Origin of the sequence: Dyella sp. RRB7, from assembly GCF_022761115.1 — a bacterium.
Taxonomy (GTDB): Bacteria; Pseudomonadota; Gammaproteobacteria; order Xanthomonadales; family Rhodanobacteraceae; genus Dyella.
In genome coordinates this window covers 437,122-449,100 of sequence record NZ_JAKWJS010000003.1, presented here as the reverse complement: position 1 = coordinate 449,100, position 11,979 = coordinate 437,122, and the positions used below count along the sequence as shown (strand labels likewise).

The 11,979-nt window shown below is 64.6% G+C and carries 10 protein-coding genes; 4 read left to right on the top strand and 6 right to left on the bottom strand.

Going from position 1 to position 11,979, the window contains the following annotated elements; translation table 11 throughout:
• Window positions 1-363 precede the first annotated feature (363 nt).
• Together MJ606_RS11060 and MJ606_RS11055 are read left to right on the top strand one after the other, a co-directional pair.
• A complete protein-coding gene (locus MJ606_RS11060) occupies window positions 364-1,089 on the top strand; it encodes a polysaccharide deacetylase family protein (RefSeq protein WP_243049563.1) in 726 nt (241 codons plus the stop codon).
• Window positions 1,086-2,180 (top strand): glycosyltransferase family 4 protein, encoded by a 1,095-nt coding sequence (locus MJ606_RS11055; RefSeq protein ID WP_243049562.1) that lies wholly within the window; start codon window positions 1,086-1,088, stop codon window positions 2,178-2,180. The genes MJ606_RS11060 and MJ606_RS11055 overlap by 4 nt, the downstream gene beginning before the upstream one ends.
• Before the next feature lie 62 nt (window positions 2,181-2,242).
• Here the strand turns inward: MJ606_RS11055 and MJ606_RS11050 are convergent, their stop codons facing one another.
• Window positions 2,243-3,094: a LysR family transcriptional regulator gene (locus tag MJ606_RS11050; protein ID WP_243049561.1), complete on the bottom strand. Its 852-nt coding sequence runs from the start codon at window positions 3,092-3,094 to the stop codon at window positions 2,243-2,245.
• A gap of 151 nt (window positions 3,095-3,245) precedes the next feature.
• Here MJ606_RS11050 and MJ606_RS11045 point away from each other — a divergent pair, with 151 nt between their 5' ends.
• Window positions 3,246-4,241, top strand: coding sequence for a zinc-dependent alcohol dehydrogenase family protein (locus MJ606_RS11045; protein ID WP_243049560.1), 996 nt, complete (start codon window positions 3,246-3,248; stop codon window positions 4,239-4,241).
• A gap of 27 nt (window positions 4,242-4,268) precedes the next feature.
• Here MJ606_RS11045 and MJ606_RS11040 read toward each other — a convergent pair whose 3' ends face one another.
• Genes MJ606_RS11040 through MJ606_RS11030 form a run of 3 tightly spaced genes read right to left on the bottom strand, consistent with a single transcriptional unit; the run spans window position 4,269 to window position 8,408 of the window.
• Complete coding sequence (locus MJ606_RS11040) at window positions 4,269-5,759, bottom strand: efflux transporter outer membrane subunit (protein ID WP_243049559.1); 1,491 nt, start codon at window positions 5,757-5,759, stop codon at window positions 4,269-4,271.
• 11 nt (window positions 5,760-5,770) lie between these two features.
• Window positions 5,771-7,351 (bottom strand): MDR family MFS transporter, encoded by a 1,581-nt coding sequence (locus MJ606_RS11035; protein ID WP_243049558.1) that lies wholly within the window; start codon window positions 7,349-7,351, stop codon window positions 5,771-5,773.
• A complete protein-coding gene (locus tag MJ606_RS11030; RefSeq protein WP_243049557.1) occupies window positions 7,344-8,408 on the bottom strand; it encodes an HlyD family secretion protein in 1,065 nt (354 codons plus the stop codon). Before MJ606_RS11030 ends, MJ606_RS11035 begins: the two co-directional genes overlap by 8 nt.
• A gap of 172 nt (window positions 8,409-8,580) precedes the next feature.
• Between MJ606_RS11030 and MJ606_RS11025 the strand changes: the two genes are divergently transcribed.
• Window positions 8,581-9,282, top strand: a complete 702-nt coding sequence (locus MJ606_RS11025; RefSeq protein ID WP_243049556.1) for a CerR family C-terminal domain-containing protein — start codon at window positions 8,581-8,583, stop codon at window positions 9,280-9,282.
• Between the two features lie 14 nt (window positions 9,283-9,296).
• Here MJ606_RS11025 and MJ606_RS11020 read toward each other — a convergent pair whose 3' ends face one another.
• Complete coding sequence (locus MJ606_RS11020) at window positions 9,297-10,691, bottom strand: Hsp70 family protein (RefSeq protein WP_243049555.1); 1,395 nt, start codon at window positions 10,689-10,691, stop codon at window positions 9,297-9,299.
• 181 nt (window positions 10,692-10,872) lie between these two features.
• A complete protein-coding gene (locus MJ606_RS11015) occupies window positions 10,873-11,208 on the bottom strand; it encodes a helix-turn-helix transcriptional regulator (RefSeq protein ID WP_279236775.1) in 336 nt (111 codons plus the stop codon).
• Window positions 11,209-11,979 lie beyond the last annotated feature (771 nt).

The following is an 11,979-nucleotide window of genomic DNA, read 5'->3' as shown; positions in this document are numbered from 1 at the left end:
ACTCGCTCGGCCAGATCAGCCACGCCTTGTACGACGTGGGCGGCGAGTACCGCCGAAACATGTGATCCAGCCTTCACGCTGAATCCCATCCCCCTGGGGATGCAGGGAGGCGCCATGGACGGCGCCGGCCCTGAGGAGCAAGAGGCGAGTGCCAGCCCAAGCCTCGTTGTTCCTGGGCACGGCCCCCACGCCGCGCAAAGTCGTCGACACGCAAGGTGCACGACAGTTTCCTCGTGCATGATTCTTGTCGCACATGAATCGGCGGAACGCTCGTTGCGAGGCGGCGCTTTGGCGGCGTGTCGTGGCATGTGATGGGCGCGCAGGACGGCCAGGCGGGTGCCTGATCAGTCATTGGGACGTACCATGAAAATACCCATCCTGATGTATCACAACATCGCCCGGGTGCCGCGCGGCGTGCAGGTGTATCGCAGCCTCTACGTATCGCCGACATCGTTTGCGCGGCAGATGAGGTTGTTGAACATGCTGGGTTATCGCGGCATGTCGATGTCGGATGCGATGCCTTATCTGCGCGGGGAACGGCAAGGGCGTGTTGCCGTGATCACCCTGGATGATGGCTATGCCGACAATCTCGAGTCGGCCGCTTCCATCCTGCGCCGCCATGGCTTCACCGCCACCTGCTATGTGGTCAGTGGATTCATCGGCCAATACAACGCCTGGGATGCCGGCCGGCTTGGCATACGCAAGCCGTTGATGACGGTCGGCCAGTTGCTCGACTGGCGTGCGGCGGGCATGGAGGTGGGTGCGCATACTCGTACGCACGTGCGGCTGAGCCAATGCGATGACTCGCAGCAGCACGACGAAATTCAGGGTTGCAAGGCCGAGTTGGAGGATCGCCTCGGCGCGCGCATCACCCAGTTCTGCTACCCCTACGGCGACTACGACGAACGGGCCATCGGCGTGGTGCGGCGTGCCGGCTTTGAGGCAGCCACCACCACCGACCGTGGTCGCGCGGAAGCGGGCGAGGGCATTGATCTGTGGCGACTGCCGCGGATCCAGGTGGCACGTCATCATCTGCTTGCGCAAGTGGCGGCGAAAGTGCTGACCGGTTACGAGGACAAACGCAGATGAAGCTGCTGTTTGTCGGTACCAATCCGGAGAATACCGGCGCCGCCACGCATTTCGTGGCGTTGGCCAAGGCCATGGCGGAAGCCGGGCATCAAGTGGAAGGCATCGTCTCGTGCCATGGACTCATGGGTGAAGGAATGAAGGCGGCGCACATTCCCACTCACTTCAGCATATTCCGCAACGTCTACGATCTGCGCGGATACACCACGGTGCTGCGGCAGCTGCGCCGGGTTTCGCCGGACTGGTTGGTCGGCAATTTCGGCAAGGAATACTGGCCGCTGATCGCCTGCGGCCGCGCCACCCATACACCAGTCGCGCTGTTTCGCCATCGCGTGCCGCGTATGAGCCGACTTTCCGAATACTGCATTCCGCGCCTGGCGCAGCGCTTTATCGCGGTATCCGAATATGCGCGCGGTGCCTACCTGCGTTGGGGCGTGCCGGCTGACCGCGTATTTATCTCGTACAACCCGGTGGATACCCGGCAGTTTCAGCCGGATCCGGCGCAGCGCGCCATCGTGCGGCAGGAGTTTGGTGTTGACGATGCGGCCATCGTGATGGGCTATGCCGGCCGCATGCACGGCGGCAAAGGCGTCGTGCCGTTGATGCAGGCGGTGAATGAAGCCATGGCCGAATGCGCGACGCTGCATGCGCTATGGGTTGGCAATGGCCCGGAGGAACCGGCATTACATCAGCTGGCCGAACAGTGCGGGCTGGCGCATCGCCATCACTTCACCGGCTGGGTGTCCAACACCGATCGCTATTACAGCGCGATGTCGTTCCTGGCGTTTCCTTCGGTGCAGCCGGAAACCTTTGGGCGCGTGGCCATCGAGGCCGAGGCCTGCGGGATACCAGTGCTGGGCAGCGATATCGGCGGCATCCCCGAGACCATGCGGGACCAGGTCAGCGGTTATCTGATCGAGCCGGGCAACATCGCGGCGTGGCGGCAGCGCATCCTTGATTTGTGCGATGGCGAGCGTTGCCGGACCATGGGTGTGGCGGCGCGCTCCTTTACCGTCGAGCGCTTCGGCAATGCCGCGGTCGCCCGCGATTTTGAGGAGCTGCTGCGCTACGGCAAGGTTCCGGTGCATCACTAGCTCACGCTGCGGCCAAGCCAGGAACGCTGCGCTACCGTCCGCCGCGTAGCCTTGCTCAGTTGTCAATTCGCCAGGCGCGCGATCACCAGTTCCACCAGGGCCCTGAGGCGGGCGAGTCGACGCATATCGCGGTGATAGCCAAGCCAGGTGTCGCGGGAGGGTGGGTCTTCACCTAGGTCGATGCGCTCCAGCTCGCCATACGCGTCACCCAGCGGACGCGGCAGCACGGCCAGGCCCACGCCTTGTAGGCACATCCGTGCGTGGATGGCGCGTGCGTTGCTGCGAAATACCACCTGGGCCCGGGGCAACAGGCGTTGCAGCCACGCCACATCGGGCATCTCGCCCAGTCCGGTATCCATGGTGATCAATGCGGCATCGGCGCCGTCACCCGCCACGGGATGAGGCGTGCCTGCTTTTGCATAGAGGCCATACGGCATGCGCAGCAGTTTGCGCGACACCACGTCCGCTTCGGCAAACGGCTGGATGCGAAACGCCAGGTCGGCCTCGCGACGCGAGAGATTCAGGAAGCGCGTGTCCGTCAGCAGTTCGATGGTCACCCGTGGGTGGGTGCGCGAGAATTCCGCCAGCACGGGAGTCAGCATGGTTTCGCCGAACCAATCGGACGAGGTGATTCTCAGCACGCCATCCAGCTGTTGTTGCTGGCCGGCAAGTTGCCGCTGGAACGCCAGCGCCTCTTCCTCCATGCGCTCGGCATGGCTGAGTACGGCTGATCCTTCGTCGGTGAGCACGAAGCCCTCGCTCGTCCGCTGGAACAACGGCTGTCCTACCGACGCTTCCAGCGCGCGGAGTCGACGTCCCATGGTCGGTTGGGTCTGTCCCAGTTTGCGGGCGGCGGCGCCCAGCGTTCCCTCGCGGGCAATGGCCAGGAAGACACGAAGATCATCCCATTCCATACGAGCCACTCCTGCCGCTGATCGGCGCTGGCGCCCGGTCGGGACGCCACCCTTATGTCATGCAATTATGCATGGAAGTCGTGCCGTTTCTTTGGTTTTCATGCGCATTGCATGGGTATAGCTTGGCCGCCAGTTCAATGAGGTCCTGGTCATGACACATACACGTTCCATGCACGCTGCCGTTTTGGAGAGCCACGGCGCGCCGTTTCGTATTACCACGGTGGCACGTCCGGTCGCGGGTCCTGGCCAGGTGCTGGTGCGCATCGAGGCAAGCGGCGTCAATCCGCTGGACCTGAAGATACGCAGCGGCAGTGCGGGTCATGCGCGTCATCCGTTGCCGGCCATCCTGGGGATCGATCTTGCCGGTGTCGTCGAAGCCGTAGGCCAGGGCGTCACGGTTTTCCGTCCCGGTGACGAGGTCTATGGCATGACCGGTGGCGTGGGCGGCGTGCAAGGATCGCTGGCCGAGTACGCCGCGGTCGATGCTCAATTGCTTGCTCTCAAGCCCGCCAACCTCAGCATGCGCGAAGCCGCTTCGCTGCCGTTGGTGTTTATCACCGCGTGGGAGGGGCTGGTGGATCGCGCCAAGGTGCACGCCGGCCAGACCGTGTTGGTCCAGGGCGGTGCGGGCGGGGTTGGTCATATCGCCATCCAGCTCGCCCGTGCGCTCGGCGCCATGGTATTCGCGACGGGTTCGGCGGCCAGCGCAAAACCAATCGAGTCGCTGGGCGCGACCCCGATCGACTACACGCTGATCAGCGTGGAGGACTATGTCGCGATGCATACCGCAGGTCGCGGTTTCGACGTGGTCTATGACACGGCGGGTGGTGCAAGCCTGGATGCTTCTTTCAAGGCCGTTGCGCGTTTTGGCCACGTGGTCAGTTCGCTGGGCTGGGGCACGCATGCCCTTGCGCCGCTATCGTTTCGTGCGGCCAGCTATTCCGGGGTCTTCACTCTGTTGCCGCTGCTGACGGGCGAGGGAAGGGCTCATCACGGCGACATTCTGCGTGAAGCCACCCGGCTGATCGAGTCCGGAAAGATCCTGCCGCGAGTGGACCCACGCCATTTCGACCTTACCACCGTGGGTGACGCACACGCGTTGCTGGAACAGCGGCAGGCGCGGGGCAAGCTCGTCATCGACATCTAAGCCCATCGGCGAATCGCCGGATGCCGCTTATTGCCAGCCCAGCCCCAGGCTCTTCTGCAGCGACACGAAGTCCTTCAGCAGATCGGCTTGTCCTTCCACCAGGTTCTGCTGCGCACTGAACTGCGTGCGCTGGGTATCCATCAGGTCGATCAGCGATGATGCGCCCGCGTCATAGCGCTGGTGCATCAGCGTCTCGGAGCGGTTGGCCGACGCCTCGATCTGCCGCAGGCGCGCCACGCTCTCGCGCTGGTGCCCATAGCGGGACAGGGCGTTGTTGGCGTCCTGCAGCGCGGCGAGCACGGTCTGCGTGTATTTGGCCGCCGCCTCGTCGCGGCTCGCTTCGGCCTGGCGAATGCTGCTGTGGGTGCGTCCGAAATCGAACACGTCCCATTGCAGGTAGGGCACGCCGACCCAGGTGAACGCGCTCTTCTTGGTGAGATCAGCGGGGTTGACGCCGCTGGAACCGAGGAAGCCCAGCAGCGTCACCTTGGGAAACAGGTCGGCGGTGTGTTGGCCGATCTGCGCATGACTCGATGCCAGCCGGCGTTCGGCGGCGCGGATATCCGGCCGTTGCCGCAGCATGGTGGCCGGATCATCGATGGGCACGGTCGCCGGCAAGGTCGGCAGGGGCATCGGCTTGGACAGCTGCTGATCCAGCGCGCCGGGCGGTTGTCCGGTGAGCACGGCCAGTTGGTCGAGCGACTCGGTGATCTGCTCGTCCAGCGGAATCAAGGTGGCGCGGGTGTTTTCCACCTGGGTGGTCTGGCGCTCGACATCCGCATCGGCGGCGACGCCGCGCGCGCGGCGTTGCTGCACCAGCACGAGCGTCTTCTGCGCCAGTTCGGTGGACTGGTTGGCCAGCGCCAGGCGCTGCTGCTGGTCGCGCAGGTCGATATAAGCCTGCGCGACTTCGGCAGCCAGCGATACCTGGGTGTCGGCGAGGTCCGCCTCGACCGCCTCGGCCTGCGCCGAAGCGGACTCGGTGGCGCGTCGCGTTCCGCCAAACAGGTCCAGTTCCCAGGAGGCGTCGAAGTCGGCCGTATACAGTTGCAGCGGGCCGCGCCCGGTAGATGTGCCGTTGCTCTGGCCGGCCTGCGAGGCGTTGTTGCCCGAGGACTGCGACGATTGCAGCGCCGGCAGATTTGGGTCACGCATGCGCACGGCCGCCGCGTCGACCGAGACGCTGGGCAGTGCCTTGGTGCGCTGCTGTTGCAACTGCTCGCGCGATTGGCGCAAGCGGGCCTGTGCCGCCTGCAGGTCCTGGTTGTGCGCCAGCGCGGCATCGATCAGCGCATTGAGTTGCGGATCGTTGAGGGTGGTCCACCACTGGCTCGGTGCGGGCGACGAGGCGACGCCCGCGGCGGGCGTACGCACAAACGCATTGCCGTGCCCGGCGCCGGTGGGCACGTTGGGCGCGCCACGGTAGTCGGGGCCGACGGTGCAGCCCGACAATGTCGTGATGGACGCGAGCAGCGCCAGCAGCAGGGCGCGCGGCGCGCGTGATTCAAGCGTGGTCATTGCAAACATCCTCAGTGGCCCGCCGCTGCCGGCGCATAGTGCCTGGGCGTCTTCAGCAGCAAGGCGAGCGGCACACAGCAGAGCAGGGCGATGCCCAGCACGTAGAAAATTTCCGAATAGGTCATCACCAAGGCCTGTTGCTGGATCTGCGCCGCCAACTGGCCCAGGGCGCGCATCTTGGAGTACGCCATGTCGCCGGTTTGCGCGAACCAGCTGGCCGCGTTGGCGGCCATGCGCTCCTGGCCCAGCACCGAGTTGGCCGACAGCGACTCGCGGATGGTCGCCACATGAAACGTGTTGCGCCGATCGATCACCGTGCCGATGATGGCCAGGCCGATCGAGCCGCCAAGGTTTCGCGCCATGTTGTAGATGCCGGCCGCGTCGCCCGATTCCTCGCGCGAAACGGCCGCCATCGAGGCCTGGTTCAGCGGCATCATCGCCAGCATCTGGCCCGCGCCGCGAACCAGCTGCGACCAGAAGAAATCCTCGCCGACGGACTGCGCGGTCAGGTGGATATCCAGCATGCAGCTCGCCACGAAACACAGCAGGCCGGTGATCACCAGGATGCGAAAATCCACCTTGCCGAGCAGGCGCGGCAAGAGCGGCATCATCATGAATGCCGGCACGCCCGATACCAGCATGACCCAGCCCGATTGCTCCGCGTTGTATCCCGCGATGATGCCGAGAAACTGCGGGATCACGTAGATCACGCCGTACAGCGCCGCGCCCACCACCAGCACGATGAAAATCACGCTGGCATAGCGCGGGTTTTTCAGCAGGCTCAGGCGCATCACCGGCTTGGCGGCGGTGAACTGCGAAATGGCGATCAACACCATGCCAGCGAACGACAGCAGGCTGAGCCAGATGATCATGTCGGACTCGAACCAGCGCTCGCGCTGGCCTTCCTCCAGCACCACGGTGAGCGAGCTGAGCCCAATGGTGAGCCCGAAGACGCCCAGCCAGTCGGCCTTTCTCAGGGCTTCCCAGTGCGGCTTGTCCGACGGCAGGCCGGCCAGCAGCAGGGTGATCAGGCCGACGCACACCGGCAGGTTGATGAAGAAGCACCAGCTCCAGCTGATGTTTTCCGTCAGCCAGCCGCCCAGCACCGGGCCCAGCAGCGGCCCCAATAGCACGATCAGTCCAAAGGCGGTCATGCCGATCGGCATCTGCGACAGCGGCAGGCGGCTGCGGATGATGGTCTGCGCGGTGGGGATCATCGCGCCGCCGGTAAGGCCCTGGCCGATGCGGCCGATGATCATCGCCATCAGCGTGGTCGAGATGCCGCACATCATCGAGAACAGGATGAACAACACGGCGCAGCCGAGCAGGAAATTGCGCAGGCCGAACACGCGGGTCAGCCACGCGGCGAGCGGGATGATCACGATTTCCGACATCAGGTAGCCGGTGGAGATCCAGGTACCCTCGGTGCCGGTGGCGCCGATTTCACCCTGGATCTGCGGCAGCGCGGAGTTGGTGATGGAGATGTCGAGCGTGGCCATCAGCGCGCCCAGCGAACCGGCCGCTACCGCGATCCAGTCCGCCACGCTGGCGCGCTCGGGATGGCTGGCAGGCAGGGCGGCTGCCTCAGCCATGACGGCTTCCCGTCGATGCGGCCTCGGCGTCGTCGTGTGCCGGGCGGGTATCCACCTTCACCGTCACCGACAGGCCGGGCACCAGCAGTTTGCGGGTCTGCTCATCGGTATCCAGGCGAATGCGCACCGGCACGCGCTGCACGATCTTGGTGAAGTTGCCGGTGGCGTTCTCGGGCGGCAGCAGCGCGAACTCCGAGCCCGTGCCCGGGGCAAAGCTTTCGACCACGCCATGCAGCTCGGTGCCGGGCAGGGCATCGACATGCACGCTGGCGTGCTGCCCAGCGCGCATCTGGCCGATCTGGGTTTCCTTGAAATTGGCGGTGAGGTACACGCTCTGCACCGGCACTACCGTCATCATCCGCGTGCCGGGCTGCGCATACTGGCCCACGCGAACCGAGCGATCGCCCACGCGGCCCGCCAGCGAGCTGCGGATCAAGGTGTCTTCCAGGTCGAGCTTCGCCTGCCGCGCCGAGGCCTGCGCCGCTTCCAGCTGAGCGCGCGCCTGGGCGATCTGCGCATTGAGGTCGGCGATTTTCGCCTGCGCCTGATCCAGCGCAGCGGTGTCGGCGGCCAGGGCGGCCTGCGCCTGGTCGCGGTTGCTGATCAGCACCGACAGCTGGTCGCTGCTTTCCGCGCCGGACGTGGCCAGCGGCCCATAGCGGCGCACTTCGTCCTCCGCATGCCGGCTGCTGACCTGGGCTGCCTGTTGCTGCGCCTTGGCCTGTTCGATGGCGGCCCGCTGCTGCAGGATGCCCGCCTGCGCGCGCTGGATATCCGCCTCGCGTGCATCGACGGTGGCCTGGGCCTGGTCCAGCGCGGCCTGGTATTGCCGCCCGTCGAGCCGCACCAGCGGGTCGCCGGCCTTCACCGTCACGTTGTCGCCCACGTAGACGTCGGTGACATAGCCGCTGACCTTGGGCGACACCGTCATGCTGTCGGCGCGCAAGTACGCATCGTCGGTGCTCTGCATAAAGCGGCCAACCAGCCACCAGTAGCCCAGGGCTAGCACCGCGACCACGGCCAGCGCTATGCCGACAGGCAGCAGAATCTTGCCCACCTTCGATCGGCGCGAGGGTGGGGTGGCGGCATCTTTCGATGCGTCGCCGGGGGCGGATCCGGAGGGGGCGGGCATGAGGGTTCGTCCAATGTATTCCAGCTGGAAGATTTATTCCGATTGGAATAACTTTGTCAAATGATATATTCGCCGGGTGCAAGCAGGAGAACCGTGCATGAGCCAACCCAGGCGTCCCCGACGCTCCCAGGCCGGAGGCTACGCACGCGGCGATGAAACGCGTCAGCGGATCATCGCCGCGGCAGTGAAGCTGTTTGGCGAGCACGGCTTCGCCGGCGCCTCGACGCGCGACATCGCCGCCGCCGCCGGCGTCAACGCGCCCGCGCTGCAGTACTACTTCGAGAACAAGGAAGGGGTTTATCTCGCCTGCGCCGAGTTCATCGCCGACGATATCCGTACCCGCTTCGAGCCCGCCATGCGGCACGCGGCCGGCGTATTGAAAGGCGAAGGCGACATGCACGCCCTGATCGATGCGTTCATGAGCCTTCACGAAGTCATGCTGGATATGGTGCTGAGCGACCCACAGGCGTCCAACCGGCGCCTGTTCGTGGCGCGGGAAGTGGCTGGTGAGGAACCCCGGGTCGCTTCAACGCTGTTGGAGCAGCGCCTCAAGCAGCCGCTGAACAAGCTGCGACTTACCTTGCTCGCGCGCATCAGCGGCACCACCACGCGCGACCCGGTGACCCGGATACGCCTGCTCACCCTCAAGGGCCAGATCCTGCCGTTCTTCTACCCACCCGGAGGCTGCCTGGATGAACTCGGCTGGAAAGCGATCGACGCCGCCAAGGGCGCCCTGCTCAAGGCCACCGTGATGGAGCAGACGCATACGTTGCTGGAAAGCTGGCAATCCAGTCGTTGAACGTCGGCGGGTGCTCAGGCGGTGACTTCACTGGCCGCCACCGCCAACCCCGATACCACGCCCAGCGAGGGGTCGCCCAGCACCAGCGGAACCTCGGGAAAGCACGCCTGCACGCGCGCCTTGACGTGCGGTGAGCGCGAGGTGCCGCCGGTAAGAAAGACGCTGGCGGGCAGTGCGGTGAGGTCGGCGCGCACGCTGCTGAGGGTGCGCTCCAGCTGGCTCAGGAAGGTTTCGATGGCTGCGTCGAAATCATCGCTGCTGGTTTCCGCAGCCAGGCCCGGTTCAATGAAGTCCAGCTCGGCACGGTAGTTCGCGATACCGCTCAAGGTGATCTTGGTGCGCTCGGCCATCTGGTTGAGGCGAGTGGTGGCGCCCAGCTCCTGCAAGGCGCGCAGGCGCGGGCCATAGGGCGCGGCCACCAGACGATAGTTCTGCTTGCGGAACTCGCGCTGCTTGGGCAGGTTGTGCACGCTGGCCGCTTCCACGAACTGGTGCTGCGGCACGCGCACGATGTCCTTGCCCAGCAGTGGCATGAAACTGTGCAGGCTCACGCTCACGTCCAGGTCGGTGCCGCCCTTGGGCAGGCCCCAGTTGCGCGCAATCAACGGCGCCTGCTCGCCGCCGAGTTCCGCATGCGTCACGTCGGTGGTGCCGCCGCCGATATCCACGATAAGCGCGTGCTGCCGGGCATCCAGGCTCTTGTGATAATGCATCGCGGCCGCGGCGGGTTCTTCCAGAAAGCGCACCTGGTCGAAGCCGGCCACGGCAGCCGCCTCGCGCAGAATCTCAATCGCCTGCTGCGAACCGGCCGCCCCCATGGAGCTGCGAAACTCCACCGGCCGCCCGATCACCGCGCCACGTACCGGCACGCCAAACTGCCGGCTGGCGGTCAGGCGGATGTGTTCGAGGATATGCGTGGCGATATGCACGATCACCTTGCGCACCTGCGGGTCCAGCCGATAGCCGAACATCGACTTGGGCGACTCGATCAGGTTGCCGCCACCGCTTTCTAGATAACCCTCCACCGCCTCCTCGCCGAACAGCGCATGCTGAAAGCTGGCGACCGAGGCCGTGGCCTCGCGCGTCTGGTCTTCCATCCATTGCCGGCGCACCACGCGCAACGCCTCTTGGCGCAACTCCTGCTCACTACGCGACACCGGCACCTGCCCGCGCGCTGCTGCTGCGGCAGCTGCCTGGCGATGCTGGGTGCGGGCCAGGCGCAGCTGCGTTTCCAGCTGGGCTTCCAGCTCCGGCGTCAGCTCGAAGTCATTGGGGTCCGGCACCAGTTCAGGGAAAAATACCGCGGTGCGGAACTGCTCGGCCTCGCCGAAGCGCACCAGGGTCAGCTGGCCATGGATGATGGCGGCCGCAGCGGAATAGCTGGTGCCGAAGTCGATGCCGATATGCATGGGGTCACGTGGTTGTCGTATTGCAACCGGGCATTATGACCCGTCATGGCGGGCTGCCCAAGCACTGGTGGACGATAGTGCTGATTCGGCAGCACCCTTCGCAGTGCCGTCCGTCCAGTCAGGATGTCCATTTCCCCTTGTGGCTCATGTCCGGATGCTTGCGGAACACGAAGCTCCATCGCTAACGCACATCTGCCTGCACCGTGGTGAGGAACAACGAAAGATGCTCGCGGACGTGGGGCTTCATTTTGGAGACGGCAAGGGCGATCTGTGGATGGATGGGGGTAACAGCGGACTGGTGAAGCTCCATGTGGCCGCGACCAAGCAAGAGCCAATCGGTCGAGATATCCAGGACCTCGCACAGCAGCATCACGTTCTCAAGGGTCATGGCGCCATCGTGGCACCAGCGGCTGATGGCACTCTCGGTGACGCCGACCGCCGAGGCCATCGCGCTCAACTTGGTTAATCCGCGCGCTCGCATCGCAGTGCGAAGGCGCTCCCCCCGTGTCTCCGTCATTCCGTCTCTCCTAGACTTCACTGGAGATTGAAAGCGCTTTACAGCGAATCGATGCTCATCGAATCCGTGTCTAGCGGAAGTCGACGGCAACAGTGGGGAACCGCGCGTACCGAACAGGCTAATAGACCAATTGCGTTTTCCTGGGGCGTTGCGCCACACGCAATAAGCTTGAATGACACGAAATGTTTTGTGCTTGAGTGCGCGGTGATCACTGGCGCAAGCTCGCTGAGGAATTGCGGTGCCATGCCACATGCAATCCTTTCACAAGGCGAGTCGCCCATGCTCAATTATCGGCTATCGATGTGCGTCGTTGTCGCTTTTTGGGTTGGCATGGGTCTTTCGGCTTCTTACATCAAGTCACGGCGATTTCCTGACGGCTGCCGGAGGCTGAGTGAAGCCTGGCGTGAGCCGATAACCATGTCACGCTGGGCCATCAGCCTTTCAAACCTGCATTGCGTCCATGTCGATGTAGGCGTCTATCAGGCCTTTGAGTGGCGTGCTTGCAATTGCACGGGGAACAAATCCCCGATGTTAGTAAATGATTGCGTGCCAATAAAATCTGAGCGGCGGATCACGGGTTCACGGGCAAATTCTCCCGGCCGGTCGTTGATGCCAGGCCATCCAGGCGTTGCCTCTTTCAGCGAGCACTGCATCGGTGACGCAGATGGCTTATCGGCCCCTGTGGCTGCAACGGGTGTGGGCGCCTTGGATGAGCATCGCCGACGTCTGCTCGACGCGTTTCGCTTGCCTGTAGGTTTTCTCCAGGGAGGG

Bases quoted from the DNA above. Each gene is read 5' to 3' on its own strand.
- MJ606_RS11060 (WP_243049563.1), top strand. From the start codon at position 364: ATGAAAATACCCATCCTGATGTATCACAACATCGCCCGGGTGCCGCGC.
- MJ606_RS11055 (WP_243049562.1), top strand. From the start codon at position 1,086: ATGAAGCTGCTGTTTGTCGGTACCAATCCGGAGAATACCGGCGCCGCC.
- MJ606_RS11050 (WP_243049561.1), bottom strand. From the start codon at position 3,094: ATGGAATGGGATGATCTTCGTGTCTTCCTGGCCATTGCCCGCGAGGGA.
- MJ606_RS11045 (WP_243049560.1), top strand. From the start codon at position 3,246: ATGACACATACACGTTCCATGCACGCTGCCGTTTTGGAGAGCCACGGC.
- MJ606_RS11040 (WP_243049559.1), bottom strand. From the start codon at position 5,759: ATGACCACGCTTGAATCACGCGCGCCGCGCGCCCTGCTGCTGGCGCTG.
- MJ606_RS11035 (WP_243049558.1), bottom strand. From the start codon at position 7,351: ATGGCTGAGGCAGCCGCCCTGCCTGCCAGCCATCCCGAGCGCGCCAGC.
- MJ606_RS11025 (WP_243049556.1), top strand. From the start codon at position 8,581: ATGAGCCAACCCAGGCGTCCCCGACGCTCCCAGGCCGGAGGCTACGCA.
- MJ606_RS11020 (WP_243049555.1), bottom strand. From the start codon at position 10,691: ATGCATATCGGCATCGACTTCGGCACCAGCTATTCCGCTGCGGCCGCC.
- MJ606_RS11015 (WP_279236775.1), bottom strand. From the start codon at position 11,208: ATGACGGAGACACGGGGGGAGCGCCTTCGCACTGCGATGCGAGCGCGC.